Raw genomic sequence first — 26198 nt, forward strand, 5'->3', positions numbered from 1 at the left:
CGCGGCACCCTGATTGCTATACGAATGTATAGCGGTTCGGCTATGCTGCCGACACCGAGCCGGAGGTGAAGGTGAGCGAGCTGTACTACGACCCCTGGGATATCGAGATCGACCTCGACCCGTACCCGACGTATCGGCGGCTACGCGACGAAGCGCCGGTGTATTTCAATGAGCGGCACAACTTCTGGGGCATCAGCCGCTACGCCGACGTCGACGCGGCGCTCAAGGACACCGCGCGGCTGAGCTCGGCCAAGGGCGACATCCTCGAGGTGGTGCTGACCGATCCGGTGATCCCGCCGGGTGTTTTCATCAACGAGGACCCGCCGGTACACACCATCCACCGGGCCATCGTCGCGCGGGCCTTCACACCGAAGCGGATGCGCGCGATCGAGGACAAGGTGCGGGCCTTCTGCGTGGCCTGCCTGGATCCGCTGGTCGGCGCGGACCGGTTCGACTTCGTGCGGGACCTCGGCGCCGAACTGCCGATGAAGACCATCGGGATGTTGGCCGGCATCCCGGACTCGGAACAGCCGGCGGTCCGCGCGCATGCCAACGAGGTGCTGCGCAACGAGGCGGGCAAGCCGATGGAGATCGACAAGGACCGCTACTTCACCGGCGAGATGTTCGGCGAGTACATCGCCTGGCGCGCGAAGAACCCGTCCGACGACCTGATCACCGAACTGCTTGCGGTGGAATTCGAGGACGAGACCGGAACCACCCGCAAGCTGACCAAACAGGAGCTGACCATCTTCCTGGCGGTGGTCGCAGGCGCAGGCGTCGAGACCACCGGGCGGCTGTTCGGCTGGATGGGCAAGGTGCTGGCCGAACATCCCGACCAACGCGCCGAACTCGTCGCCGACCGGTCGTTGATCCCCGGTGCGATCGAGGAACTGCTGCGCTTCGAGCCGCCCGGTCCGCACGTCGCACGCTACGTCGCGACCGACGACGTGACGTTCCAGGACCGCGTCATTCCCGCGGGCAGCGCGCTGCTGATGATGCTGGCCTCAGCGAACCGGGACGAACGGCACTTCGACAACCCGGACGAGTTCGACATCCGGCGCAAGCCCGGCGGCCACCTGACCTTCGGGCGCGGCGCGCACTTCTGTGTCGGCGCGCCGCTGGCCCGGTTGGAGGGCCGTATCGCACTGGACGAGGTGCTGACCCGATTCCCGAAGTGGGACATCGACATCGCCGGGATGGTGCGGTCGCGGACCGCGACGGTCCGCGGCTGGGATGCGATGCCGGCCGTGCTGGGTTGACGCCGGCCGGGGTCAGCGGAAGCGCATGTTCACGGTGGCGAGGCCGAAAATCTTCCTGCCCGCCGACTTCGCGCCCACCAGCACGACGCCACTGCGCGTCTCGGGATCGAGCGACTTCACCTTGCCGGTGTACTCGATGTCGGCACCCTCTTTGGCCGACACGATCGCCGGCTGGGACAGCCGGATGGTGTAGCGGGTCACCGCACCCGGGTCGCCCGACCATGAGGAGACGAATCCGGCGCCGAGGCCCATCGTCAGCATTCCGTGCGCGATCACATCGGGCAGTCCGGCGAGTTTCGCAATCTCCTCGTCCCAGTGGATCGGGTTCGCGTCGCCCGCGACGCCCGCGTAGTTGACCAGGTCACCGCGCGAGAGCCGGGTGTGATGGGTGGGCAGCGGGTCGCCGACCGCGACGTCCTCGAACGACGCCGTCCCGGGGGTGCGGGTCAGCCCGCCGTCGGAGATGCGGATCTCACCCTCGGGGCGCTCCTCCCTGCGGTAGGCCGCATCGGATCCGCCGATGTCGAGGATGTTCATGTCGTGCATCATCGCGTTCTGCACGGCGACCTTGACCCCGGCGTCGATGTCCTCGGCGGTCACGCCGACCACGGTGGTGTGCAGGGTGTGCACCCGCTCACCCGTGGAGATGTCGGTGAACGTGTTGGTCACGGTGATGAAGTCACGCCCCGCCGTGCGGCGAACCGAGGTGAGCTCGACGTCGATCACCAGCTCGTCACCGGCCACGATCGGCCGGTGCTGCTCGAAGACCTCCTCGGTCTGCAGGTACGTGTCGTAGCCGACGACGATCTCCTCGAACATCCGCCGGTTGCACTGCATGCCGGGGGCGGAAGTGAAGGTCAGCGGCGCGATCACATCCTGATAGCCCAGCGCGTCGGCCGCGGCGACATCCCAGTGCGCCGGGTGGTAGTCCTGCACCGCGCGGGCGTATTCCCGCAGCTTCTCGCGGCCGACGAGGTAGGTACCGGCCATCTGGTAGTAGTGGCCGACGCGGGCCTCGAGCGGCGACGATTCTGCTGGTGCGGTCACCAAAGCACACTAACGCGCTCGTCGGAGGCCGGACACCACGGTGCGACGATGGGGTCATGACAGCAACGCTCGTCGCGAAGGACGTGGCAGGCGGGTACGCCCACCGCACCCTGTTCGCCGGGGTCGACCTGACGGTCGCGCCCGGTGATGTCGTCGGCGTCGTCGGGGCGAACGGCGCGGGCAAGAGCACGCTGCTGCGCATACTGGCCGGCGACCTCGAGCCGCTTGAGGGCACGGTCAGCGTGGCCCCCGCCGACGCGTTCGTCGGGTGGTTGCCACAGGAACACGAGCGGGTGACCGGCGAGACGGTCGCCGCGTACATCGCGCGTCGCACCGGATGCGCGGCGGCCACCCGGGCGATGGACGCTGCGGCGGCGGCGCTCGCCGAATCCGAACAGGGCGCGGACGACTATTCGGTGGCCCTCGATCACTGGCTGGCCACCGGCGCGGCCGATCTCGACGACCGGATGCCCGCGGTCCTGGCCGACCTCGGGCTCGACCCGGACACGGTGCGGCCGGAGTCGACGATGATGACCGCCCTGTCCGGTGGGCAGGCCGCACGGGTCGGGCTGGCCGCGCTGATGCTGTCGCGCTTCGACGTGGTGCTTCTCGACGAACCCACCAACGACCTCGATCTCGACGGGCTGGACCGGCTCGAGCGACTCATCGGCGAGCTGCGCGGCGGCGTGGTGCTGGTCAGCCATGATCGAGAGTTCTTGGCGCGCACCGTGACCCGGGTGCTGGAACTGGACCTGGCCCAGCACACCACGACGGTCTACGGCGGCGGGTACGAAAGCTACCTGGAAGAGCGCGCCGTCAACCGCCGGCACCGGCGCGAGCAGTACGAGGAATTCGCCGAGAAGAAGGCAGATCTGGTGAACCGGGCGCGGGTTCAGCGTGAATGGTCCACGCACGGTGTACGCAACGCGATCCGCAAGGCGCCCGACAACGACAAGATCCGCCGCCGCGCCGCCACCGAGTCCAGTGAGAAGCAGGCGCAGAAGGTGCGCCAGATGGAGAGCCGGATCGCGCGATTGGAGGAAGTCGAGGAGCCGCGCAAGGAATGGCAGCTGCAGTTCACCATCGGCGCCGCGCCGAGGTCGAGCTCGGTGGTCGCGACGCTGGACCACGCGGTGGTCCGCCGGCACGGCTTCGTCCTCGGCCCGGTCACGCTGCAGGTCGAGGCCGGCGAGCGGATCGGCATCACCGGCCCCAACGGCGCGGGGAAGTCGACGTTGCTGCGGCTGCTGCTGGGTCGGCAGGCGCCGGATGACGGACGGGCGAGTCTGGGTGCCAGCGTCGAGATCGGCGAGATCGACCAGGCCCGAGCGGAATTCGCCGGGCCGCAGCGGCTCGTCGATGCGTTCGAACAGCGGGTTCCGTCCTGGAGCACCGCCGAGGTGCGCACCCTGCTGGCCAAGTTCGGGCTCGGCGCCGATCACGTCGAACGCGCCGTCGACGACCTCTCACCCGGCGAGCGCACCCGCGCCGGGATGGCGCTGCTTCAGGCGCGGGGCACCAATGTGCTGGTCCTCGACGAGCCCACCAACCATCTCGATCTGCCGGCCATCGAGCAACTCGAGCAGGCGCTGGAAAGCTACGACGGCGCCCTGCTGCTGGTGACCCACGACCGGCGGATGCTGCAGAACGTCCGGCTGGACCGCCGCTGGCGGGTGGACGGCGGTCGGGTCAGCGAAACAACGCCGTGATCTCGGCGACCCTGGGGTCGGCTTTGAGCTCTTCGAGGCTCGACGGCAGCGGGAGCCGCCAGTTCGGGTATTCGTCCACGGTGCCGGGAAGGTTCGGCTGCCGCGGCTCGGCGAGGACGTCGTAGGGCGAGATCAACTTGAGCCGGCTGGCGGTCGCAGCCAGCAACCGGTGCATCGCGGTGATGACCGCTGCGTCGTCCACCGGGGTGCCGTCGTCGGGCAGCAGGCCCTCGGACCGCAACAGGGCCAGCCACTCGCCGTGCTCCTTGTCGGCGTTGGCCTGCTCGGCAGCGACATCGTCGAGCAGTCCGAGATCGGCGCGCACCCGGACGTGCTCGCTGCGCAGAAACCCTGCCGCCGTGGGCAGGTCATGGGTGGACAGGCTCGCCGCGGCCCGCTCCGGCCAGCGCCGGGGCGTGAGCAACGGTTCGCCGGGCACGTCCAGATCGCGGGTGAACCAGGCCACCGCGCACCCGAGCATCTCGTTGTCGGCCAGCGCCTGGGTGACCTCCGGTTCGACGGTGCCCAGATCCTCGCCGACGACGGTCGCACCGGCCCGGTGGGCCTCCAAAGCCAGTACGGCGAGCATGGTTTCGGCGTCGTAGTGCACGTAGGTGCCGCGGTCCGGTCCGTCGCCGGGCGGAATCCACCACAGCCGCCACAGCCCGGCGACGTGGTCGATGCGCAGCCCGTCGGCGTGGGCCAGCACGGCCTGCAGCATGTCCCGCAGCGCGGCGTATCCGGTGGCGGCCAACCGGTCCGGGCGCCATGGCGGCAGCCCCCAGTCCTGACCGCGCGGGGTGAAGTTGTCCGGCGGCGCGCCCACGCTCACCCCGGCGGCGAGCACATCGGCCAGCGCCCAGGCGTCCGCGCCGTCGGCGTCGACCCCGACGGCGAGGTCGTGCAGTACGCCCAGCGACATCCCCGCGTCGCGCGCCGCGGTGCGCACCGCGGCGAGCTGGTCGGCGCACTGTGTCTGCACCCATGCGTGAAATGCCGTGCGCGGCACCAACTCTCGGCGTGCATTGGCGACGGCGGGGCCGCCGGCATCACGCAGGGCCTCGGGCCAGCGCGACCATCGGCCGCCGTGCCGCTCGGCGAGTGCGCAGTAGGTGGCCCAATCGCGCAGCGCCGCGGGTGCGCCGGGGTCGTGCAACGGGTCGGGTCTGCCCTCGGAGCGCCAGAGTAGCTCCAGCGCATCCCGTTTGGCGGCCCAGACCAGGTCGTGGTCGATGCGCGGGGTGCTCGCCGACACCCGCAGCGCGTCCACCTCGGCGCGGATGTCCGGGTCGGCGCGACGGTAGGCGTCGATGTCCTCGATGCGCAGCGCCAGCGGGTTGGCGAACCGCCGGCTGGACGGGGTGTAGGGCGACGGCTGCACAGGGTGCGTCGGTCCAGGTGCGTGCAGCGGGTTGAGCAGCACCGCCCCCGCCCCGTGCTCGGTGGCGGTCCACTCGACGAAATCGCGCAGATCGCGCAGGTCGCCGGTGCCCCACGAGTCCGACGAGCGCAGTGCGTAGAGCTGCAACATCCACCCCCACGTCGCGGGGGCGGCGGGCACCGCCGGCGGCGCGGCGACGAGCGTGACCTCCTGCCCGCCGCGGGTGTGCATCCGATACCAGCCCGGGACCAGATCGGCGGGGAGTTCGTCGCGCACCTCGATGCGGCTGCCGTCCTCGCCGACCAGCAGCGCGGCGCCGGGCAGTGGCTGCGGGCGGCCGGTCACCCGGCGCGCGACCGTCGGCGGGAGGACCCCGGCCCGGTCCCGCTCGGCCAGCCGGGCCAGTTCGGCGCGGCGGTCGGCCGCGGTGGCGGCCTCGACCTCCAGCAGTCCGAGCACCTTGATCACCACGTCGGCGTCGACGTCGACGGGTTCGCGGCGTTCGTTGCGGTACGCGGTGGCCACCCCGTGGGCGGCGGCCAGCGTGCGGAGGTCCTCGGGGACCGGTTTCGGAGTCGGGGTCACCGCGCGGCTATACCCGCGCGGAGACGCGTCAACCCGCGGGCTCGACGATGAAGACGGGGATCTGGCGCGACGTCTTGGTCTGGTACTCGGCATAGGGCGGATACGCCGCGACGGCGAGGTCCCACCAGTGCGCGCGCTCGTCGCCCTCGATCTCGCGGGCGGTGCCCTCGAAGACGCGGGTGCCGTCCTGAACCGTCACCGACGGGTTGGCCTTCACATTGTGATACCAGCTCGGATGCTTCGGGTCGCCGCCCTTGGAGGCCACCATCGCGTAGCTTCCGTTCTCCTCGACCCGCATCAACGGCACGTAGCGCTTCTTGCCGGACTTCGCGCCGAGGGTGGTGAACAGCACGACCGGGCGGTCGAGGATCTCGACACCGTCGGTCGTGCCCTGCTCAAGGATTCGCTGGGTCTGCTCGCGTACCCAGTCGGTGGGGCTCAGCTCTGCGTTCTCGCTCATTTCGTCTCCAACTCTGCGCGCCGGTCGCGGTATTCCACTGCTGTGCCCGCTGTGCGGATATTCAACCGCGCCAGTAGCGGGTCGAGCACGGTCAGCTCGGTTCGGCTGACCCAGGACGGGTTGGCCTGCTGCGGCGAGCGGAAGACCTCCATCGCGCGCAATCCGTCCACGGCGGACAACTCCGGGACCGACAGCCGGCCGTCGCCTGCCGACGGGCGACCCGTGATCTGCCCGGCACCCCAGAATCCGCGCTGCGGATGCGCCGCGACCCACAACAGCACGCGCTGGCCCGGGCGGATCAGTTGGGCGCGGTAGTTGCCCGCGATGCACCACCGCGACGTGGCCGTCCCAGCGGTCAGCATCGGGTCGACGGCCGTGCGTCGGGCATTGCACTTGATCACCCAGGCGCCGAGCGTCTCGGGGGTCACCGCGCGTCCGGGAGTTACCTGCGGCGCGTTCCCCGGTGCCGCCACGCGGAAACAGGGCCATCCGAAAACACGAGCGTTTCCGAATCCCGGGGCATCGCGGCGAACTATCTTCAGTTGCCCGACCAATATCCGGCATGCGCTCTATGCTTCGTGGGTCGGATACCGCCACGGCGTTTTGCGGCGCAGAACAGGCACGAGTGGGCTCTCGTAGGGGACGGCGGGTTGCAAGTCGAGATGCGTGTCCCCGGAGGGGCGCCGGGACGGATGACCAGCGCTGCGCCGACCGACGACGAATCCAGCACCGGTGACCGGCAGACGGTGCTGGTCGTCGACGACGACACCCGGCTTCGCGAACTGCTGTGCACTGTCCTCACGCCGCTGGACTGCGAGATCGCCCAGGCGGGGTCCGGCGAAGAGGCGCTCACGATGCTGCTGGAGCGCCAGGTCGCCGTGATCGTGCTCGACATCAACATGCCGGGTATGGACGGTTTCGAGACCGCCCAGCTGATCCGGGACGTCGAGGAGATGGCCTCGACGCCGATCATCTTCCTGACCGGCCAGGCCGAGGCCGGTGACCTGCACCGGGGCTACGATCTGGGCGCGGTCGACTTCCTGGTCAAACCGGTGTCGAGGCAGGTGTTCTACGCCAAGGTGAAGGCGTTGCTCGAGCTCGACCGGTCGTTCGCCCGGCTACGCAGCGAGGCCGCCAGACTGCACGAGCAGCAGCTGCAGACGGCCCGCGCCGCCGAGGTCCGGCAGCGCGACGAACTGGCCATCACACGGCGCCGGGAGCGGCTGACCAACATCTTCGCGGAGGCCAGCATCGATCTGGCGTCGCTCGAGCGCACCATCGTCACCGAACTCAGCCAGATGTTCGACGCCGAATGCGTGCTGCGGCTGCCGACACCGGACCACGGATGGCACGAGTCGTTGTCGCACACCGAATCTCCGAAGGCGGCGGAACTGCTGCGCGCGTTGATGGTGGGATCCGACGCAGCCCGGATCCGGGAGGCGACGGCGTATCAGGCGGTGATGATCGAGGAGTTGACCGCCCGGAGCCAGCGGTTCGGGGTGGTCTGTGTCGGCAGGGCCGACGGGCCGGCCTTCACCGAGACGGAATCCGTGCTGTTCCGCGGCGCTTCCGCCGCCGCGGCGCTGGCGATCTCCAACGCCACCCTGTACCGGGTGCAGGCCGAGTACGCCGCGGTCATGCAGGCCACCGGCGACGCGATCCTGGCCGTCGACGTCGCCGGTGTGATCCGTAGCTGTAACAAGGCCGCCGTCGCGCTGTTCACGGCGGGCACCGACGGCGCCGCCGGCGGCGGCGCGTTGCTCGGCAGGTCCATCTGCGACCTCGCCGTCCCCGCCGAGCGGCAACGCATGCAGGAGCACCTCGACGACGCGTTGACGACGCGGCAGGAGGTCTCGCTGGAGATGACGCTGGCCGCCCACGACGGGCGCCACGTCGAGGTGATGATCACGATGTCGCCGATCGGCGACTCGGTCGATCTGCTGGTGGCCGTCGTGGTCCACGACCTGACGGAGATCAAGCACGCCCAGACCGAGATCCGGCATCTGGCCAGCCACGACCCGCTCACCGACCTGGCGAACCGCCGTCAGCTCAACGATCGCCTGGCCGCGCTCGCGCGCCAGCGCAACGCGACCTCGGACCTGGTCGCGCTGCTGTACCTGGACGTCAACCACTTCAAGGCGGTCAACGACACCTATGGCCATGACACCGGGGACGAGCTGCTGCTCGAGGTGGCGACCCGGCTGCGTTCGGCGGTCAGCGAGGACACCCTGGTGTGCCGCATCGGCGGCGACGAGTTCGTCGTGGTCTTCGAGGAGGTGCGGTCGGCGGCCGCCGCCGTCGCCGCGGGGGACCGGATCCTCGAGCTCGTGCAGTCCCAACCGGTGCACTGTGGCAACGCGGTGCTGCGCCCGTCGATCAGCATGGGCATCGCATGTCTGGGGGCGACCGCACACACCCCCGAGGAGCTGCTGACCCAGGCCGATATGGCGATGTTCGAGGCGAAGAAGAGCCGGTCCCGGGTCTGTGTGCTCTACACCGACGCGATCGGCTCGCGCCAGCAGGGCAAGGTCAACCTGCGCGCGGAGGTGATCGACGCGATCGCCCGGTCGGATCTGCGCATGGTCTACCAGCCGATCGTCAATGCCGCGACCGGTGCGCTGTTCGGGGTCGAGGCGCTGGTGCGCTGGCGGCTGGCGGGTGACGAGATCCCGGCGACCGAGATCGTCTCGCTGGCAGAGGATTCGGGCCAGGCGGCACCGCTGGGCCGCTGGGTGCTGGCCCGCAGCTTCGCGGACTACGCGGCGCTCGGCAGGGACGATCTGAAGCTGCACGTCAACGTGTCCCCGGACCAGGTGCTCGACAGCACCTTCCTGGACCATCTGATCACCGTGCACCGCAGCCACGCGATCGCACCGCAGCGGGTCTGCCTGGAACTGACGGAGCGGGCGTTCAACCGGGATCCGGCGCCCGCACACCTCGCGCTGCGCGGGGCCCGCGAGTACGGATTCAGCCTGGCGATGGACGATTTCGGTGTCGAGCACGCCAGCATGACCAATCTGATGCACGTCCCGGTCGACTGGCTCAAGATCGACCGGTCGTTCATCGCCGAGGTCCACCACAACGAACTGGTGCAGCGGCTGGTGCGCAGCCAGATCGCGGTCGCACAGTGCATGCAGGTCGACGTCATCGCCGAGGGTGTGGAGCGGCAGCAGCAGGCCGACTGGCTGCGCGACGCGGGATGCGTTCTGCAGCAGGGCTTCCTGTACTCACCACCGATCGAGGCGGCCGAACTGGGCGACTATCTGACGAGACTGGGGTGACATGAGGCTCGCGACCCGACTGGCGATCCTGTGCGGCGCGGCGCTGGTGGCGATCATCGCCGCCAATACGCTGTACACGGTTCAGACCAACCGCATCTCGGCGCTGTACGAACAGCGTCAGCTGGTGCGGGAGGCGCAGGTCACCGCGCTCGACGCGGACCGGGACCTGCAGAGCCTGCTCGCCGCCTACAGCCAGCTGCTGGCCACCCCTGACCCCGGGCAGCGGGCCCGGCTGCAGGCCCGGCTGGACGGGCTGGACAGCTCCATCGATACCGATCTGCGCTCGGCCGCGCAGAACACCACCGACGACGGTATCCGCAGGCAGTACCAGCAGGCGGTGACCAGCTGGGAGACGTTCCGGCGCAACTACCGCGACGAGCTGGACGACATCAGGAGCACCGGGGACGCCGCGGCGTCGGCCGCCGACATCGACGCCCAGACCGCGCAGTTGGCAAGCCAACTCGACCAGATCGAACAGGAGACCGCCCGCACCGTCGACGAGGTCAACCAGCGCGCGGCGGCGTCGATCAGCGCCTCCCGGGCCTTCCTGTGGACGTTCGTCAGCGTGATCGTCGTCGCGCTCGGGGTGATGATGGCGGTGACCAGCCGCAACATCCATCGCACGGTCACCGCGTCGGCCGCAGCGAACGAGAAGGCCCGCCGCTCCAAGGAGATTCAGGCCGAGCTGATGACCGAGGTGCAGGGTGTCGAAGACCTCGCCGCGGCCAGCGGGATCATCCTGACCGGCAGCGCGAAGGCCGTCGACGCCAAGCACGCCGCGCTGTATCTGCAGCAGCCCGACGAGCCGGGCCGCTTCGCGCTGACCGCGTCGTATGCGTTCCAGCGCCGCAAGGGCCTGCCCAACTCGTACGGGTTCGGTGAGGGGCTGGTCGGCCAGTGTGCGCTGGAGGGCAACAGGATCGAGGTGACCGGCGCCCCGGCGGACTACGTCGAGATCGTGTCCGGGCTGGGCAAGACCGAGCCGATGTCGCTGATCCTGGTGCCGATCAAATTCGAGCACGAGGTGCTCGGCGTCATCGAGCTCGCGGGCCTGCGGCTGTTCTCCGCCGACGACGTCGAGCTGTTGGAGAGCATCGCGCTGGGCGCGGGCGTCGCGCTCAGCGCGATCGAGTCGGCGCAGAAAACCCGTGACCTGCTGCGCATCTCGCAAGCCCAGACCGAGGAACTGCAGACCCAGGAAGAGGAGTTGCGCGCCGCCAACGAACAACTCACCCAGCGCGAGGATCTGCTCTCGGCGCAGAACGCCGAACTGGAGGAGACCACCGAGGAGTTGCGCACCCAGAAAGAAGAACTGCGCGCGAGCTCGGAACGCCTTGAGGCCCAGGCGCGGGCGCTGGAGGAGAAGAACGAGGAGTTGCAGCACCTCAGTGCGTCACTGGAGGCCAAGGCCGAGGAACTGGCGGTGTCCTCGCGGTACAAATCGGAATTCCTCGCCAACATGTCCCACGAGCTGCGCACCCCGCTGAACAGCATCCTGATCCTGGCCGGTCTGCTGACCGACTCCGACGAACCGCTGCGCCCCAAGCAGCACGAGTTCGCCGAGACGATCCAGCAGTCCGGCAAGGATCTGCTCAACCTGATCGACGAGGTTCTCGACCTGGCGAAGGTCGAATCCGGATCGCTGCACGTGGAGAAGGAGCCGATCGAGGTCGCCGGGCTGGTCACGTTCCTGGAGCGCACCTTCCGGCACATGGCGCAGGACAAGAACATCGAATTCGGTGTCAGCGTGGACCCGGCCGCGCCACCGCGACTCACCAGTGACTACACCAGGGTCAAGCAGATCGCGAAGAACCTGGTCGCCAACGCGATCAAGTTCACCGACGAGGGCTCGGTCACCGTGCGGATCTCCGGTGCCGACGACACCGACGGCCGCCCCGGCGGACGGTATCTGTCGCTCGCGGTCGTCGACACCGGGATCGGTATCGACGAGAAGGACCACCACCTGATCTTCGAGTCCTTCCAGCAGGCGGGCCGCGGCTCGGCGAAACAGTACGGCGGCACCGGGCTCGGTCTGGCGATCAGCCGCGAGCTGGCCCGCCACCTGGGTGGTGACATCGCGCTGCGCAGCACGCTGGGGCAGGGCTCGACGTTCACCTGCTACCTGCCCGTCGAGGCCCCCGACGCACCGGCACCGGAACCGCGCACGACGTCGCCGCGCGGATCCCGGCCGGCCGCCGTGGCCGCCCGGCCCGCCGTCGAGACCGACGGTGAAGCCGATATCGACACCGACTCGGCCGATCGCTTCGGCACCGTCGACATCTCCGATGTGCAGTGGCCGCGGGGCGGCAAGCCCGTGCTGCTGATCGTCGAGGACGATGCCACCTTCGCCCGCATGCTCGCCGAACTCGCGGCCGAGGCCGGGTTCGCGTCCGTGGTGACCGCCAGCGGGCGAAAAGCGTTGGCGCTGGCCAAAGAACACCAACCGGCGGCGATCACCCTCGACATCGGGCTGCCCGACATGGCCGGGTGGGTGGTGCTCGACGTGCTCAAACACGACCTGGCCACCAGGCACATCCCGGTCAACGTGGTGTCCGGCACCGACGACGACGGCCGCGGCCGCCGGATGGGTGCGATCCACACGCTGAACAAGCCCGCCGAGATCGCCGATCTGCGGTCGATGTTCACCTCGACCGCGGATTTCCTGAAGCCGGGCCCGCGGCACGTGCTGGTCGCCGAGGACGACGCCAACCAGCGTCAGGTGGTCAAGCACATGATCGAGAGCGACGACATCGCGATCACCTGTGTCGGCACCGGCGAGCAGGTGCTGGCCGAACTTTCCGGTCCCACCCACTACGACTGTGTGGTACTGGATCTCGGGCTCCCCGACATCGACGGGATCGACCTGATCGAACGGATCAAGGACCAGCTGGAGGCCAAACACCTGCCGGTGATCGTGCACACCGGGCGTGAGTTGACCCCCGCGGAGACCGAACGGCTGGAGGATCTGGCCGCGGCGATCGTGCTGAAGAACGCGCGCTCCCCGGAACGCCTGTTGGACGAGACGGCGTTGTTCCTGCACCGTGTCGCCGACGACATGCCCAACTCGGCGCGCGAGATCCTGGCCAATCCCCGCCGCATCGACGAATCGCTGGAAGGCAACACCGTGCTGCTCGTCGACGACGACGTCCGCAACGTGTTCTCCCTCGGCAGTGCGCTCAAGCGCTACGGGATCACGGTGCTGCCGGCGCGCAACGGGCAGGCGGGCATCGACACCCTCGACGAGCACCCTGAGGTGGGGCTGGTGTTGATGGACATCATGATGCCGGTGATGGACGGTTACGAGGCGATGCGCCGCATCCGTGCCGACCAGCGCTGGCGCAATCTGCCGATCGTCGCGCTGACCGCCAAGGCGATGAAGGGCGATCGCCAGAAGTGCCTGGAGGCAGGCGCTTCCGACTACGTCACCAAGCCGGTCGACATGGACCAGCTGACGTCTGTGCTGCGGGTCTGGCTGGCCAACCGTCCGCGCGGTCAGCGCAAGGCGACGGACTCCTGACCCCGATGGCCGCGCAGATCCCGGAGCCGGCGCGAGCACGTGACCTTGAGGCCATCGAGGCCGACGCGTTCTTCTTCACGGTGTTCGAGCATCTCGGCTACGACTTCCGGCACTACAGCGACGCGTCCCGCAACCGGCGGCTCGCGGCCTTCGTCGGTCGGCACAAGTTCGCCAGCATCTCCGAAGCGCAGGGCAGGGTGCTGCGGGATCCGGCACTGTTGGCCGACCTGCTTTCCACGATGACGGTGAACGTCACCGAGATGTTCCGGGATCCGTTGGTGTTCGCCAAGATTCGCAGTGAGATCGTGCCCAGGCTGGCCACCTATCCGCGGATCAGGGTCTGGGTCGCGGGCTGTGCGACGGGGGAGGAGGCGTACTCGGTGGCGATCCTGCTCGACGAGGCGGGGCTGCTCGAGCGCACCACGATCTACGCCACCGACATCGACAACGAATCGCTGCGGGCGGCCACCTCGGCGATCTACCCGGCCGACGCGATGGTGCGCGCCACCCGCAACTACCAGGCCAGCGGCGGTGAGCGGCCGTTCTCGCAGTGGTACATCGCGAAGTACGACCGGTGCATCCTGAGCCCCGACCTGCGCTCGCGGATCGAGTTCTTCTCGCACAATCTCGCGACCGACAGCGCGTTCGGCGAGTTCAACCTGATCATGTGCCGCAACGTGTTCATCTACTTCGAGCAGATGCTCCAATACCGCGTCGAGAAGATCTTCAGCGACAGTCTCTCGCCCTTCGGCAATCTCGCGATCGGTCCGCGCGAGAGCCTCACCGAGGCCGGGAAGAGGTTGTTCGCCCCGGTGGACCGCAGACTGGGGCTGTTCGTGAAGAGCCAGCATGGCCGCCCCTGACGTGATCGTCCTCGGCGGCAGCGCCGGCGGTATGAACGCGGTGCGCGAGGTGCTCACCACGCTCACCGGCCTGCGCACCAGCGTGCTCTGCGTGGTGTTGCACCGACCGCCCGAGTACTCGCCGCTGGCCGAGGTGCTGCAGACCTACACGCCGCTGCCGGTGCACGAACCGCCCGACAGCCCGTGGCACTGCCCGCTCGGGGCGGTCACCGTCGCACCCGCCGGATACCACCTCCTGCTGGGCCGCGGCCGCGCGCGTTCGACCGACGGGAAGGAGGCCATCGGGCCGTACACCACCGCGCCCGGGGTGCGAGCTCATCTGACCCTGGACGAGCCGGTCGCGTACTCCCGGCCGTCTCTGGACGTGACGTTCACCAGTGCCGCCGAGTTCGGCGCGTCCGTGGTCGCGGTGCTGCTGTCGTGCGCCAACGACGACGGCGCCGCCGGGTGCGCGGCGGTGCAGGCCGCGGGCGGGCGCGTGGTGCTGCAGGCTCCCGCGACGTGTGAGGCGCCGATCGCGGTGAACGCGGCGCTGCGCCGGATCGAACCGGACCACGTCGCCGATCCGGCGGGCATCGGCACGTGGCTCGCGCAGCAACTGGCGCTGGGTGCGAAGCCGCACTAAGTTACCGATTCGTGATGTTCTCCGCTGCCCGGGCAGCCGCACGCTGGATCACCCCGTTCCTGGCCGCCGCGGCCGTCGCCGGCGCCGGCGCCGTCGCAGCACCGCTGGAGGGCACGCCCGCACCGTCGGTGCGTCTGGTCAGCGATGCCAACCCGCTGGCCGGGCTGCCGTTCTACGTCAATCCCCAGTCGAAGGGGATGCGTGCGCTGGCGAGCAACCCCGATCCGCTGCTGGCCGAGGTCGTCAACACCCCGACCGCGTACTGGATGGATCACATCTCCACCCCGGCGGTCGACGCGAAGTACATCCAGACCGCGCAGGCCGCGGGCACCATGCCGGTGCTGGCGCTCTACGGCATCCCGAACCGCGACTGCGGCAGCTACGCCGCCGGCGGCTTCGGCTCGGCCGGCGCCTACCGGGCCTGGATCGACGGTGTGGCCGGCGCGATCGGCGGCGGACCGGCCGCGGTGATCCTGGAACCGGACGCGCTCGCGATGATCGACTGCCTGTCCCCGGCGCAGCAGCAGGAACGGCTGGAGCTGATCGGGTACGCCGTCGACACGCTGACCCGGAACCCGGCCACCGCGGTGTACGTCGACGCCGGACACTCGCGCTGGGTGCCCGCCGACCTGATGGCCAGCCGGCTCAACCAGGTCGGCATCGCGAAGGCACGCGGCTTCAGCCTGAACACCGCGAACTTCTTCACCACCGAGGAATCGATGGGCTACGGCGGTGCGATCTCCGGGATGACCGGCGGCAAGCCCTACGTCATCGACACCTCCCGCAACGGAGTCGGGCCTGTCGAGGGCGACGACCTGTACTGGTGCAATCCGAGTGGCCGGGCCCTGGGTGCCCGCCCCACCACGAACACCGGAAACCCGCAGGTGGATGCGTTCCTGTGGGTGAAGCGGCCCGGTGAGTCGGACGGGGCGTGCCGCGGCGCGCCGAGCGCGGGCACCTTCGTCGCGCAGAACGCGATCGATCTGGCCCGCAACGCGGGTTGGTGAGACCGGTAGTCGGGTAGCTGACAGCGGTGTCGGACGAACCGCTTCTGGTACCCGGTCGGACCTGCTGGCAGGTCGCGACCGCGCAGCGGTTCGCGCCGATCATCGACGGCGCCGACTATCTGGCGCACGTCAAGGCCGCGATGCTGCGCGCCGAACGCCGGATCATGCTGATCGGCTGGGACTTCGACTACCGCACCGCGTTCGAGCCGACCGGCGCCACGCTGTCGGGTCCGGACCACCTCGGCCCGTTCCTGCAGTGGCTGCTGCTGGCCCGCCGGGACCTGAAGGTGTACCTGCTCAAGTCCAACCTGAACCTGCTGCCCGCGCTCGACGGATTCTGGTTCGGCGTCACGCCGGTCGCGCTGCTCAACCAGATCACTTCCCGCCGAATCCATTTCGCGGTGGACGGGGTGCGCCCGACCGGTGCGGTGCACCATCAGAAGATCGTGGTCATCGACGACTCGGTGGCGTTCTGCGGTGGGATCGACCTGACCATCGGGCGCTGGGACACCCGCGAGCACGCGCCTGAGGAGCCCGGCAGGCACACCTCCGGTGAGCCGTACGGCCCCCGTCACGAGGTCGCCGCGGTGATGGACGGTGACGCCGCACGGGTGCTCGGTGAGCAGGCCCGCCTGCGGTGGCGCGATGCGACGGGGCAGAAGCTGCCGCCGGTGACCGCGGAGGAGTCTGCGTGGCCGCACCGGCTGGCGCCGGCGCTGCGCGACGTCGAGGTCGGGGTGGCCCGCACGATGCCCGCACTGCCGGACCGCGACGAGGTGCGCGAGGTCGAGGCGCTGGACCTGGCCGCGATCGCGGCGGCCCGCTCGGTGATCTACCTGGAGAACCAGTACCTCGCGTCGCGGGGGCTGGTGGAGGCACTCGCCGAACGGTTACGCGAGCCCGACGGGCCGCAGGTCGTGATCGTGCTGCCGCGATCCTCGGAGAGCCGGCTGGAGCGCGAGTCGATGGACAGTGCCCGCGAGCGCCTGCTGCGGGTGCTGTGGGACGCCGACGAACACGACAGGCTGGGCGTGTACTGGCCCGCCGTGGCGGGCGGGATCTCGGTGTACGTGCACGCCAAGGTCATGGTCATCGACGACCGGCTGCTGCGGATCGGCTCGTCGAACCTGAACAACCGCTCGCTGGGCTTCGACAGCGAGTGCGACGTCGCGCTGGAGTCGACGGACGGCGGGCGCGACGACGTGCGCCGGCTGATCCTGGCCACCCGTGACGGCCTGGTCGCCGAGCACCTCGGGGTGTCCCGGGAGGCGTTCGAACAGGAGTTGGCGGAACAGGATTCGTTCGTCGCCACCGTCGACGCACTGCGCGGCGCGGGCCGCTCACTGCGCAAGTTCACCGAGTTCATGGTCGAGGCCGATGTCAGCCCGCTCGCGGAGAACGAGCTGATGGACCCCGACCACGTGCCGCCGTCGCTGGCCGAGAGCGCGTGGAAACTCGTCACGGGCGTCACGGCGCGGGTTTTGGGAAAGTGGATACCGGCGGCGGTCACACACGGTATTCGTGCAGGGTGAGCAACCGCACGCTGATCGACATCTCCGTACCGCTGCGCGGCGGGATCGCCTCCGACCCGCCGGGACTGCGTCCGGAGATCGAATACCTGACCCACCGCGACACCGTCGCCGACGTGTTGTCGTTCTTCCCCGGCGCCACCGAGGACGACCTGCCCGACGGGGAGGGCTGGGCGATCGAACGGGTGTCGATGACCACCCATTGCGGCACCCACCTCGACGCGCCGTACCATTTCGCGTCCACGATGAACATGGCCACGAAGAAGGACGGCGAGCGCGCCATCACCATCGACGAGGTCCCGCTGGAATGGTGTTTCCAGCCAGGCGTGAAGCTCGACTTCCGGCATTTCGGCGACGGCTACGTCGTCACCCCGGACGACATCGACGCCGAACTCGACCGCATCGGCCACACGCTGTCCCCACTGGAGATCGTCGTCGTGAACACAAGCGCCGGAACCCGGTACGGCCACGATGATTACGTGCAGCGCGGGTGCGGCATCGGCCGGGACGCGACGCTGCACATGCTCGAACAGGGGGTCAGGCTCACCGGGACCGACGCGTGGAGCTGGGACGCGCCGTTCTCCTACACCGCGCGGCGCTACGCCGAATCCCATGACGCGTCGATCATCTGGGAAGGCCACCGGGCCGGACGCGATATCGGTTACTGCCATCTGGAGAAGCTGCACAACCTGGAGCAGTTGCCCGCCACCGGATTCCAGGTGTCGTGCTTCCCGGTCAAGGTGCACGAGGCGTCGGCGGGGTGGACCCGCGCGGTGGCGATCCTCGACGCTCCCTAGCCTCGGGGCCGACTGCCGAGAACCCCTGTCACGTAGCGTGACGGGGGTGAGTGGCGACGTGGTGTCGAACGTGTCGGACACCGCCCGGTGGGTGGCGGTGTACCGGGCGATCGAGTCGGAGCGGCCGGACGCGGTGTTCCGCGATCCGCACGCCGGCCGGTTGGCCGGTGAGCGGGGCCGCCAGATCGTGGCGACCGTCCCGCGGATGATGCGGTCCGGGTGGTGGATGGTGGCCCGCACGAAGACGATCGACGACCTCGTGCTGGCGGCGATCGCCGACGGCTGCGACCGGGTGCTCAACCTGGCCGCGGGCCTGGACACCCGGCCCTACCGGCTGGACCTGCCCGCCGACTTCGCGTGGGTGGAAGCCGATCTGCCGGGACTGATCGCCGAGAAACAGCAGCTGCTCGCCGGGGAGACGCCGCGGTGCCGGGTGACGCGATTCCCCGTCGACCTGTCCGATCCGGCCGCACGGGACCGGTTCCTCACCGACGCGCTGGCCGGGGCGACGAAGGCGCTGGTGCTGACCGAGGGCCTGCTGATGTACCTCGACCCCTCCGCCGTCGACGACCTCGCGCGGGCGCTGGACCGGCCCGACGTGGCCTGGTGGATGCTCGACCTCGCCGGGCCCGGCCTGAAGAAGTGGATGAACGAGAAGTCCGGCGGGCTGCTCAAGAACGCGCCGTTCAAGTTCGCGCCCGAGCAGGGCGTCGGCTACTTCGAGGAGCGCGGCTGGCGCGTACTCGACATCGAGTCGGTGGTCGTCGTCGCGGCACGGCTGCGCCGGCTGCCATGGTTCATGCGTCTGGTCGCGCGGCTACCCCAGCCCGATCCCCGACGCCCACCGAGGGACCGGCCCTGGAGCGCGGTCGTCCGGCTGACCCGATGACGGCTCACATCCGGTAACGGGCGACCTTCTCCGGGCGCAGGACGACACGCACCCACGTCTCGGCGAGCAGATCGTCGAGATCGCGCACCCGCACCGGATCGTCGAGATCCCAATAGCGTCGCGCGAGCCGCGTCACCAGTTCGGCGGCGCCGTCGGTGTGCACGGTCGTGGACCCGGACACCGACACCCACCGCTCGCGCTCGCCGACCGGGGCGGCGACGACCAGCGATGCGCGCGGATCCTGGCGCAGCCGACGCACCCGCACCGAGTCGGGCAGGGTGAACGACTCGATCGTCCGGTCGGCGGTGACCTCGTACCAGATCGGCCGCGGCTGGGGCGGCGCCGCTGCGGCGGCCGGGGAGAAGAACCCGTACAGCGGGCGGCGGAGCAGGTCGAGGTCATCCCGGGTCAGCGGATTGTCGGTCAGGGGATCGGCGTCAGCGCTCATGGGTAGCGCAACCACGGACGCCGTGCCCGTCTTCCCGGCGGGTCAGGCGGGTACGGCCGACTCATCGGCGGTCGCCACCGCGACCGCCTCGTGCAGCAGCCCGGTGACCGCCGAAACCAGATTGTTGGCCTGCTTGCCGCGCGAATAGCTGCGCAGCACGATGCGGCGGGTGCCGAGGCCGGGCACGTCGAGGGTCTCCACCCCGTCCTGCTGGGCACCCTGCAGCGCCAGCATCGGGATAAGCGCCATCCCCTCGCCGGCGGCGACCAGGGCCAGCGCGGTCTGCGTCGCGAAGTAGCGGTGCACGGTCGGCTGGTTCATACCGCTGGCCCGGCGCAGCCGCGCCACCGCGCGCGCACTCGCACCGGAGAAGCCCATCCCGAGCCACGGCAACGTCAGCCTGCCCAGCTCGGCGACGTCGGAGGCCAGCGTGCCCGCCGGGACCACCAGCTTCCACGGCTCGTCGAGCAGCGGCACCTCGACCATCCCCGACGGCAGCCGCTTCGGGGAATCCTCGGCGTCGAGTTCGACGATGCCGGCATCCAAGTCGCCGTCCTTGAGGGCGCGCATCATCGGATCGGGCTCCAGTTCGGACACCTGGAAGTGCACCCCGGGCAGCTGGCGCTTCCACTGCGTCAGCGCGGGCGCGACCACCACGGACAGGAAACTCTGGAAACCGCCGAGGCGCATGGTGCCGTGGATCTCGGCATCCCCGCGTTCCAGCCGCACCTGCACCGAGGCGAGCGTCTGCTCGATCTGCAGCGCCGCCTCCGCCAGCGCCTGGCCCTCCGGGGTCAGCGCCGAACCGTGCGTGGTGCGCGTCATCAACACCCGGTCGGTCTCCCGCTCCAGCCGCGCGATCTGCTGCGACACCGCCGACGGGGTCATCTGCAGTTCGTCCGCCGCGGCGAGCACCCCGCCCGCCCGCGCCACGGCGAGCAGATAACGGAGCCGTCGCGGGTCGATATCCATTCACGAAGACTAAACTGCCAGTGCATTCTTATTCAATTGTGTTTAACCCATCTGATCCTGATACTCGTACCGGCTACGAGACACGGAGGCGGAACGCGATGATTGCGGCAATCCTGGGGTGGGTGGGGACAGTGGGGACACTGCTTGCCTATCTGATGGTGAGTCGTGGTCGACTACAAGCGAATTCACGACGCTACGCCGCGCTGAACATTCTCGGCGGGGTGCTCGGCGGCACCGCGAGCGCCCTGTACGGCGCATGGCCGAGTGCCGTGTCGAACTTCATCTGGGCCGCGGTGGGGTTGATGACCGTGGTGAGCCGCGTCACCGCGAAGACCGCGCAGCTACATTGACGGGATGTGTGACGACGGGGTGTGTGACGGCCGCGCATCGGTGACACCACCGCACGAGCCGGAGAAGCTGCACCGGGTACGCGACGCGCTGGGTCTGCCGTCGATCGTCGACGTGCATACCCACTTCATGCCCAAACGGGTGATGGACAAGGTGTGGGCGTACTTCGACTCGGCGGGTCCGCTCACCGGCCGGCCGTGGCCGATCACGTATCGCCTCGACGAACAGACCCGGGTCGCGGGGCTGCGTGACTTCGGGGTCAGCGCGTTCACCTCACTGGTGTATCCGCACAAACCGGATATGGCGGCGTGGCTGAACGAGTGGGCCACCGAGTTCGCGCGCGCGACACCGGACTGCCTGCACACCGCGACGTTCTACCCCGAACCCGGCGCCGCCGACTACGTGCGGCGCGCGATCGGCGCAGGCGCCCGGGTGTTCAAGGCCCACATCCAGGTCGGGGACTACTCGCCGGCCGACCCGCTGCTCGGTGAGGTCTGGGACGTCCTCGAACACCACCGCATCCCGACGGTCATCCACGCCGGATCCGGGCCCGCCCCAGGACGTTTCACCGGACCTGGGCCGGTGGCCGAAATCCTGCGGAGCCGTCCGGCGCTGCCGTTGATCGTCGCGCACATGGGGATGCCCGAGTACCGCGACTTCCTCGAGCTGGCCCACCGCTACGACGGCGTGCACCTGGACACGACGATGGCCTTCACCGACTTCAGCGAGCAGATGCATCCGTTCCCGGCATCCGCGCGCGCCGATCTGCTCGCGCTCGGGGACAAAGTGCTGTTCGGCAGTGACTATCCGAACATCCCGTACCCGTACCACCATGCGGTGGATGCGGTACTGCGGCTCGGTCTGGGCGAGCAGTGGTGCCGGAAGGTACTGCACGACAACGCCGCCCGGCTGTTCTCACTGTCTGGCTGAAATCAGTCCCAGCCAATCAGGCCCATTTGCGGATCGCCCACTTCTCGAACAGGCTCAGGATCGAGTCGGTGAGCTTGCCCAGCAGTGCCAGCGAGATGATCGCGAGGAAGATGCGGTCGATGCGGCCGTTCTGGCCCGAATCCAGCAGCAGGAAGCCCAGCCCCATCGAGCTCGCGATGAGTTCGGCGGCGACCAGGAACAGCCACGATTGCGCCAACGCGAGCCGCAGCGCCGAGACCGTCGACGGCACCACAGCGGGAAGCTGCACGGTCGCAAACAATTTCACACCCCGCAGGCCGAATGCCCGGCCCGCCTCCAGCAGGTGCGCGTCGACGTGGCGCAGTGCGCCGCCGACGATCGTGTAGACGGGGAAGAACGCCCCGATCGCGATCAGGATGATCTTGGACTCCTCGCCGATGCCGAACCACAGGATCAGCAGCGGCACCCACGCCAGCGACGGCACCGCGCGGATCCCGCCGAATGTCGGCGCGAGCAGCACGTTGGCCAGCCGCGACAACCCGACGATCGCGCCGAGCGCCAGGCCGATCGCGGCGCCGAACGCGAAGCCGACCAGGACCCGCTGCGTCGAGATCGCGATGTAGTGCCCGTAGAGGCCGCGCTCGGCGAGGTCGACCGCGGCCAGCCACACCATGGCCGGCGACGGCAGCACCGACACCGGCATCAGGCCGGCGGACGAAACCCAATGCCACACCGCGAGAATGACGGCAGGCAGCAGCGAGCCACCGACTGTCCGCACCCAGCGGCGATTCAGCCACCCGCCGCTGCGGGTGCCCTGCGGAGCCGCTGCGACGGCGGTGTCGGTTACCACTGTCGGTCACCACCTCATCCGAGGCGGGTCGCGTCGGCCTGCTCGGCGAAGCTGTCGTTGATGAGCGAGGCCAGCGCGTCGTCGACCTGCTGCTGGTTCGGCACGTCCCCGAGGTCGACGAAGATCGGCCCGATCTTCTCCAGCACCGCGAGCTGGGTGGCGCCCGGGACCTGATCGACGTCGAGGTTGCTGCGCTCCCGGATCACCCTCTCCGCGACCGCCGGCTCCAGGCCCGCGGCGTCGGCGAGGATCTTCGCCGTCTCATCGGGGTTGTCCGCGGCCCATTCTGCCGCCGCGGCATAGGCGTCGACGACGAGCTGGGCGAGCTCGGGCTTGTCCTGCAGGAAGTCCTCGCGAGCGTTGAGGAAGCCGAAGCTGTTGAAATCGATGTTGCGGTAGAAAAGCGTCGCCCCGGTCTGTTCGGCGCCGGCCATGATCGGGTCGAGGCCGGCCCATGCGTCGACCGAACCGTTCTGCAGCGCGGCCCAGCCGTCGGCGTGCTGGAGGTTCTGCACCGTGACGTCCTCGACGCTCAACCCGTTGGCCTCCAGTGCCTGCAGCAGGAAGAAGTACGGGTCGGTGCCCTTGGTGGCTGCCACGTTCTTGCCGCGCAGCTGTTCGACGCTGGTGATGTCGCTGCCCGCGGGAGCCACCAGGGCGGCCCATTCGGGCTGGGAGTAGATCCCGATGACCTGGATCGGCGAGCCGTTCGCGCGAGCGAGCAGCGCCGCCGACCCGGCGGTGGAGCCGACGTCGATCGCGCCGGCACGAAGCGCCTCGTTGGCCTTGTTCGATCCGGCCGACTGGACCCAGTTGACCTGCAGGCCTTCATCTTCCAGCCAACGCTGGTTCCTGATGACCAGGCTCAGCGGGTTGTAGGTCGCGAAATCGATGTTCAGAGTCTGGCCAGCGAGTTCGCCGTCGGCGGTCTCGCTGCTCTGGGAAGCCTGGTTCTCGCCCGAGACGCACCCGGTGAGCAGTAATGCCAGTGCCGCGATCAGCGCCGTGGTGTACGCCTTGAGTCTCATACTCTGCTTTCCTGATAGGTGGTGCGGTGGGCTTCGACGCCGAGGCCGTCGAGGAGCTGGACGCGGAGTTCGGCGAGTTCGGCTGAACCGCGGTCGCGCGGGCGATCCCCCGGCACGGTCAGCGTCTGGCGGATCGACGCGCCGGGCACTCCGTCTTCGGTGCCGAGCAGGATCACCCGGTCGGCGAGCTGTAGCGCCTCGTCGACATCGTGGGTGACCAGCAGCACCGTGGTCGGGGCGGCAGCGTGGACATCGAGCAGCAGATCCTGCATCTTGAGTCGGGTCAGCGCGTCGAGCGCGCCGAACGGCTCGTCGAGCAGCAGCACGCCGGGGTTGCGTGCCAGGGCGCGCGCCAGCGACGCGCGCTGGGCCATCCCGCCGGAGATCTGCCGCGGACGGTGGCCGCCGAACTCGGTGAGCCCGACGAGATCCAGTAGTGTCGCGACGGTTTCGCGTCCCCGCGCGGATGGGGTCTTCGGGGGCAGCCCCAGTGCGACGTTCTGGGCGATGGTGCGCCACGGCAACAGGCGAGGCTCCTGGAAGCCGACGGCACAGCGCGGGTCGTACTCACGCGCCGGTGTCCCGTCGATCCCGACGGTGCCCACGGTGGGGGAGTCGAGGCCCGCGACGATCCGCAACAGGGTGGACTTGCCGCATCCGCTCGTCCCCAGGATCGCGAGGATCTCCCGGCGCTCGACCTCAAGTGAGATGTTGCGAAGCACCGGCCGCACGGCGCCGCCCGCGCCGAACGCGCGGCCGAGGCCGTGGAACGACACCGCGAACGCGTGATCGGCGACGCGGTCGAGCGTGGCCAGGGAGTTCGCGGACATTCGGGGGATGATGACGCCCCGCGCGCGGGGTCGTCACGGGTTTTCGCCACCGCGGTTTGAACGCTTGCCGACCGCGGCGGCCGTCCACTAAGAGGCGTCGTCCTCGGGTTCGGAGGGGAGGGCTTCGGCCCCCGGGGTGGCGGGCGTGGTCAAGACTTCTTCGGTCACGCTGTCGGCGTCCTTGCCCGGCTCGGGAGTCGTCATCGTAGGCCTTTCGGTTGGGGACCGTCGCGGTATGCCGTGACACAACAGCGATGATGTGTAACGGTGCGTGTCACTTCTTCCCCGTGCCGCGACCCCCGAAACGCGGATGGAAACGGCGGGTTTCGGGCCCGGATCGGAATTTGAATCTCATCGAACATGCTTCCCGGTCTTCCGCGCCCGCCGTGTCCGCGTAAAGAGCTGGTTAACTGCGATATGTCGACCTGGGGAACCGCGTTTCGGGAGCTTCCCGACCATTGACAGACATTCAGCCAGAGCATAATGATTGCGGTGTGTCTGAATTCACCGCCGATCGAGAGGCGGTGCTGGACGTCGGTATCCAGGACCGTCTGCCGCTGCCCAAGACGGGCCTGTTCGGGTTGCAGCACCTTCTGGCGCTGACCGGTATCTGGATCTTTCCTGTCCTCATCGGCGCGACGCTGGAACTCAGCCAAGAGGACGTCAGCCATATCGTCCAGGCCTGCTTCCTGCTGACCGGGCTGGTCACCATTCTGCAGTCCAGCCGCATCGTGCGGCTGCCGATCGTGCAGGGCCCCACCGCCGCGTTCTTCGTCGCGATCCTCGCCGCGGCGGCGAGCTACGACCTCGGTACGGCGTTCGGATCCATGGTGGTGGCGGGCCTGATCTTCATGGCGTTGTCGATCCCGATCGGCAACCTCGGGCTGTTCGGCCACCTCCGCAGGTTCGCCGCCGACCCGATCGTGTTCGGCACCCTGTTCGTGATCATCGGGGCGCAGCTCGCCAACATCGGCCTGCCCGGCTGGTTCGGCACCGCGGGCACCGAATCCTACGGATGGTCCAGCTTCTGGGTCGGCGCCGTGGTGGTCGTGGTGATCCTCGGCTGCATGATCTTCGGCGGTTCAACCATGTTCAAACGCGCCGCGATACTGGTCGGAATCGCGGTGGGCTCCATCGTCGCGCTGCTGGCCGGGATATGGTCGCCGCCGTCGCTCGGTGAGGCCTCGGTGATCGGCGTGCCGACGATGTTCCCGTTCGGGTTCGGCGTCGCGTGGCCGGTCGTGATCCTGATGTTGCTCGCGTTCTTCCAGGCCGGGGCCGAGGCGATGGGGATGTACACCCTGGTCTCCGGCTGGGGTGGAGAGAAGCTGAGCGTCAACCGCATCAACCGCGGTCTGTTCACCGAGTTTCTCGGGTCCACCGTGGGTGCGGCGTTCGGCGGGATCGGCACCACGTCCTATCCGGAGAACGTCGGCATCATCCGGATCACCCGCATCGGCAGCCGGTTCGTCACGATGGCGGCGGGCATCTTCGCGTTCGCGCTGGCGTTCCTGCCACAGATCAGTATGTTCATCGCCGGACTGTCCGGGGTGGTGCTGTCCGCCGCGTCGACGATCCTGTTCGGCATCATCGCGATCAGCGGCATCCAGATGCTGCAGAAGGTGCACTGGGACGATCTGAACATCGCCGTCGCGGCAACGTCGTTCATCGTCTCGCTGGGCACGCAGTGGATTCCCGAGGACATCCTGGCCGCGCTGCCGCCACAGGTCGCCGGGTTGATCAACACCCCGATGATGCTCGGCGTCATCATGCTGATCACGCTGAACATCCTGGTCAACTTCATCATCAGGCCACGGCTGGCGAGCCGGGTCGCCGTGGCGGCGGACGCGTGACGAGATCGGCG

Annotated in this window: 22 protein-coding genes; 13 read left to right on the forward strand and 9 right to left on the reverse strand. The window is 69.1% G+C overall.

Translation table 11 applies throughout. The features are described from left to right. The first annotated feature begins 71 nt into the window (after positions 1-71). Positions 72-1259: a cytochrome P450 gene (locus NTM_RS07645; protein ID WP_104865476.1), complete on the forward strand. Its 1188-nt coding sequence runs from the start codon at positions 72-74 to the stop codon at positions 1257-1259. A 12-nt stretch (positions 1260-1271) separates the two neighbouring features. On the opposite strand, the gene NTM_RS07650 is transcribed toward NTM_RS07645, so the two are convergent. Continuing rightward, entirely contained in the window at positions 1272-2306 is a 1035-nt protein-coding gene (locus NTM_RS07650) for a fused (3R)-hydroxyacyl-ACP dehydratase subunits HadA/HadB (protein WP_104865397.1), read from the reverse strand. A gap of 56 nt (positions 2307-2362) precedes the next feature. Here NTM_RS07650 and NTM_RS07655 point away from each other — a divergent pair, with 56 nt between their 5' ends. After that, on the forward strand, positions 2363-4015 hold the full coding sequence (locus NTM_RS07655; protein ID WP_104865398.1) for an ABC-F family ATP-binding cassette domain-containing protein: 1653 nt from the start codon (positions 2363-2365) through the stop codon (positions 4013-4015). Here NTM_RS07655 and malQ read toward each other — a convergent pair. The 3 genes from malQ to NTM_RS07670 are packed head-to-tail and all read right to left on the reverse strand — an operon-like array spanning position 3996 to position 6869. Further along, entirely contained in the window at positions 3996-5981 is a 1986-nt protein-coding gene (gene malQ / locus NTM_RS07660; RefSeq protein WP_232079651.1) for a 4-alpha-glucanotransferase, read from the reverse strand. The two genes, NTM_RS07655 and malQ, sit on opposite strands and share 20 nt — an antisense overlap. A 28-nt stretch (positions 5982-6009) precedes the next feature. Beyond that, complete coding sequence (locus NTM_RS07665) at positions 6010-6441, reverse strand: nitroreductase family deazaflavin-dependent oxidoreductase (RefSeq protein WP_104865400.1); 432 nt, start codon at positions 6439-6441, stop codon at positions 6010-6012. Beyond that, entirely contained in the window at positions 6438-6869 is a 432-nt protein-coding gene (locus tag NTM_RS07670) for a hypothetical protein (RefSeq protein ID WP_232079652.1), read from the reverse strand. Before NTM_RS07670 ends, NTM_RS07665 begins: the two co-directional genes overlap by 4 nt. 264 nt (positions 6870-7133) lie before the next feature. On the opposite strand from NTM_RS07670, the gene NTM_RS07675 reads away from it, so the two are divergent. From NTM_RS07675 to NTM_RS07710, 8 genes are read left to right on the forward strand one after another with little or no spacing between them, the layout of a single operon-like run. Further along, complete coding sequence (locus NTM_RS07675; protein WP_232079653.1) at positions 7134-9722, forward strand: two-component system response regulator; 2589 nt, start codon at positions 7134-7136, stop codon at positions 9720-9722. 1 nt (position 9723) lies between these two features. Next, entirely contained in the window at positions 9724-13239 is a 3516-nt protein-coding gene (locus NTM_RS07680; RefSeq protein ID WP_163765952.1) for a response regulator, read from the forward strand. 5 nt (positions 13240-13244) lie between these two features. Further along, a complete protein-coding gene (locus NTM_RS07685; RefSeq protein WP_163765953.1) occupies positions 13245-14102 on the forward strand; it encodes a CheR family methyltransferase in 858 nt (285 codons plus the stop codon). Continuing rightward, positions 14089-14727 carry a chemotaxis protein CheB gene (locus NTM_RS07690; protein ID WP_163765954.1) on the forward strand — a complete coding sequence of 213 codons (639 nt, stop codon included), beginning with the start codon at positions 14089-14091 and terminating at the stop codon, positions 14725-14727. Before NTM_RS07685 ends, NTM_RS07690 begins: the two co-directional genes overlap by 14 nt. A 14-nt stretch (positions 14728-14741) precedes the next feature. Beyond that, positions 14742-15734, forward strand: coding sequence for a glycoside hydrolase family 6 protein (locus NTM_RS07695; protein ID WP_104865406.1), 993 nt, complete (start codon positions 14742-14744; stop codon positions 15732-15734). 26 nt (positions 15735-15760) lie between these two features. After that, a complete protein-coding gene (locus NTM_RS07700; protein ID WP_163765955.1) occupies positions 15761-17266 on the forward strand; it encodes a phospholipase D-like domain-containing protein in 1506 nt (501 codons plus the stop codon). Further along, entirely contained in the window at positions 17263-18060 is a 798-nt protein-coding gene (locus NTM_RS07705; protein WP_163765956.1) for a cyclase family protein, read from the forward strand. Before NTM_RS07700 ends, NTM_RS07705 begins: the two co-directional genes overlap by 4 nt. A gap of 46 nt (positions 18061-18106) precedes the next feature. Beyond that, positions 18107-18949, forward strand: a complete 843-nt coding sequence (locus NTM_RS07710) for a class I SAM-dependent methyltransferase (protein WP_435405064.1) — start codon at positions 18107-18109, stop codon at positions 18947-18949. A gap of 4 nt (positions 18950-18953) precedes the next feature. Here the strand turns inward: NTM_RS07710 and NTM_RS07715 are convergent, their stop codons facing one another. Together NTM_RS07715 and NTM_RS07720 are read right to left on the reverse strand one after the other, a co-directional pair. Beyond that, positions 18954-19397: a pyridoxamine 5'-phosphate oxidase family protein gene (locus NTM_RS07715; protein WP_163765958.1), complete on the reverse strand. Its 444-nt coding sequence runs from the start codon at positions 19395-19397 to the stop codon at positions 18954-18956. 42 nt (positions 19398-19439) lie between these two features. Then, complete coding sequence (locus NTM_RS07720) at positions 19440-20369, reverse strand: LysR family transcriptional regulator (protein WP_163765959.1); 930 nt, start codon at positions 20367-20369, stop codon at positions 19440-19442. 98 nt (positions 20370-20467) lie between these two features. On the opposite strand from NTM_RS07720, the gene NTM_RS07725 reads away from it, so the two are divergent. Beyond that, complete coding sequence (locus NTM_RS07725; protein WP_435405067.1) at positions 20468-20719, forward strand: CBU_0592 family membrane protein; 252 nt, start codon at positions 20468-20470, stop codon at positions 20717-20719. 4 nt (positions 20720-20723) lie between these two features. After that, positions 20724-21647 carry an amidohydrolase family protein gene (locus NTM_RS07730; protein ID WP_104865412.1) on the forward strand — a complete coding sequence of 308 codons (924 nt, stop codon included), beginning with the start codon at positions 20724-20726 and terminating at the stop codon, positions 21645-21647. Between the two features lie 16 nt (positions 21648-21663). Here NTM_RS07730 and NTM_RS07735 read toward each other — a convergent pair whose 3' ends face one another. The 3 genes from NTM_RS07735 to NTM_RS07745 form a co-directional block, all read right to left on the reverse strand. Beyond that, positions 21664-22329: an ABC transporter permease gene (locus tag NTM_RS07735; RefSeq protein ID WP_197746377.1), complete on the reverse strand. Its 666-nt coding sequence runs from the start codon at positions 22327-22329 to the stop codon at positions 21664-21666. A 161-nt stretch (positions 22330-22490) separates the two neighbouring features. Beyond that, the gene (locus NTM_RS07740; RefSeq protein WP_163765962.1) at positions 22491-23504 is read right to left on the reverse strand and encodes an aliphatic sulfonate ABC transporter substrate-binding protein; all 1014 of its coding nucleotides are present in this window, start codon (positions 23502-23504) and stop codon (positions 22491-22493) included. Further along, complete coding sequence (locus tag NTM_RS07745; RefSeq protein WP_163765963.1) at positions 23501-24334, reverse strand: ABC transporter ATP-binding protein; 834 nt, start codon at positions 24332-24334, stop codon at positions 23501-23503. Before NTM_RS07745 ends, NTM_RS07740 begins: the two co-directional genes overlap by 4 nt. Positions 24335-24828: 494 nt before the next feature. Here NTM_RS07745 and NTM_RS07750 point away from each other — a divergent pair, with 494 nt between their 5' ends. Further along, positions 24829-26187, forward strand: a complete 1359-nt coding sequence (locus tag NTM_RS07750; protein ID WP_163765964.1) for a uracil-xanthine permease family protein — start codon at positions 24829-24831, stop codon at positions 26185-26187. Positions 26188-26198 lie beyond the last annotated feature (11 nt).

Source organism: Mycolicibacterium parafortuitum (assembly GCF_010725485.1).
GTDB lineage: Bacteria > Actinomycetota > Actinomycetes > Mycobacteriales > Mycobacteriaceae > Mycobacterium.

Excerpts from the sequence above, each read along its gene's own strand:
- NTM_RS07655 (WP_104865398.1), top strand. The coding sequence starts at position 2,363 with ATGACAGCAACGCTCGTCGCGAAGGACGTGGCAGGCGGGTACGCCCAC.
- NTM_RS07665 (WP_104865400.1), bottom strand. The coding sequence starts at position 6,441 with ATGAGCGAGAACGCAGAGCTGAGCCCCACCGACTGGGTACGCGAGCAG.
- NTM_RS07675 (WP_232079653.1), top strand. The coding sequence starts at position 7,134 with ATGACCAGCGCTGCGCCGACCGACGACGAATCCAGCACCGGTGACCGG.
- NTM_RS07680 (WP_163765952.1), top strand. The coding sequence starts at position 9,724 with ATGAGGCTCGCGACCCGACTGGCGATCCTGTGCGGCGCGGCGCTGGTG.
- NTM_RS07685 (WP_163765953.1), top strand. The coding sequence starts at position 13,245 with ATGGCCGCGCAGATCCCGGAGCCGGCGCGAGCACGTGACCTTGAGGCC.
- NTM_RS07690 (WP_163765954.1), top strand. The coding sequence starts at position 14,089 with ATGGCCGCCCCTGACGTGATCGTCCTCGGCGGCAGCGCCGGCGGTATG.
- NTM_RS07695 (WP_104865406.1), top strand. The coding sequence starts at position 14,742 with ATGTTCTCCGCTGCCCGGGCAGCCGCACGCTGGATCACCCCGTTCCTG.
- NTM_RS07715 (WP_163765958.1), bottom strand. The coding sequence starts at position 19,397 with ATGAGCGCTGACGCCGATCCCCTGACCGACAATCCGCTGACCCGGGAT.
- NTM_RS07720 (WP_163765959.1), bottom strand. The coding sequence starts at position 20,369 with ATGGATATCGACCCGCGACGGCTCCGTTATCTGCTCGCCGTGGCGCGG.
- NTM_RS07725 (WP_435405067.1), top strand. The coding sequence starts at position 20,468 with ATGATTGCGGCAATCCTGGGGTGGGTGGGGACAGTGGGGACACTGCTT.
- NTM_RS07730 (WP_104865412.1), top strand. The coding sequence starts at position 20,724 with ATGTGTGACGACGGGGTGTGTGACGGCCGCGCATCGGTGACACCACCG.
- NTM_RS07735 (WP_197746377.1), bottom strand. The coding sequence starts at position 22,329 with ATGCCGGTGTCGGTGCTGCCGTCGCCGGCCATGGTGTGGCTGGCCGCG.
- NTM_RS07740 (WP_163765962.1), bottom strand. The coding sequence starts at position 23,504 with ATGAGACTCAAGGCGTACACCACGGCGCTGATCGCGGCACTGGCATTA.
- NTM_RS07745 (WP_163765963.1), bottom strand. The coding sequence starts at position 24,334 with ATGTCCGCGAACTCCCTGGCCACGCTCGACCGCGTCGCCGATCACGCG.